Source organism: Mesorhizobium sp. P2_D6, from assembly GCF_056404315.1.
Genome location: NZ_JBFUEG010000086.1, coordinates 1 through 685, shown reverse-complemented (window position 1 = coordinate 685; position 685 = coordinate 1). Strand labels below are relative to the sequence as shown.

Here is a 685-nt window from a genome sequence, read left to right as displayed (position 1 = left end):
AAGGTGCCGCCCTGGGTGGTGCTTTCCTTCGAGGTGTCGGAGCCGGCCGATTCGCCAACGCCGCGGCTGGCCAGCAGGTCATCCTCGTTGACGGTGACGTCGCCGCCGTTGGCAGCCGGCGTCAGGTCGGTGATCACGGGCGGCGAGTTGCCGATCGAGATGGTCAGCGTGGTGTGCGAGGTGTCGCCGTCGCCGTCCTTGATGGTGTAGGTGAAGACGTCGTCATGGCCGCCCTGCGAGCCGGCATCRCGSGTATAGGWGKAGGTKCCGTCGGCGKYSAGCGTCAGCTTGCCGTAGRKRCCCTGGATCTGGRTGCCSAGYGTYGCGGYATTGTCGASGKCGGCATTGGTGTYGCCGGCGGCGACGCCGACCACGRCAGCGCCGTCGGCGCCCCTGGTGTCGGCAACCCCGTCGGTCGCGTTGCCGTCGAGGGCATCGGTTCCGCCAACCAGCACATTGCCGGTGGCCGGGCCGAACAGGCCGGCCCCGATGCTGTCGATGTCGGCGACCGCGGTCGGCACGTCATCGACGATGTTGACGGTGAGCGTGCCTGTGGCGTTCTGGCCGTCCTGGTCGGTGAGCGAGACGGCGAGGTTCTCGAACAGGCTGTTGGTGCCGCCGGCGGCGGCGTGCGCCTCATTGTCGAGCAGCGTGTAGGTATAGCTGACGGTGCCGGTTGCGGGAA

Annotated in this window: 1 protein-coding gene; it reads right to left on the bottom strand. The window is 68.6% G+C overall.

Going from position 1 to position 685, the window contains the following annotated elements; translation table 11 throughout:
• On the bottom strand, positions 1-685 hold a 685-nt coding region (locus tag AC1D1L_RS33725), incomplete at both ends, for an Ig-like domain-containing protein (protein ID WP_477345851.1).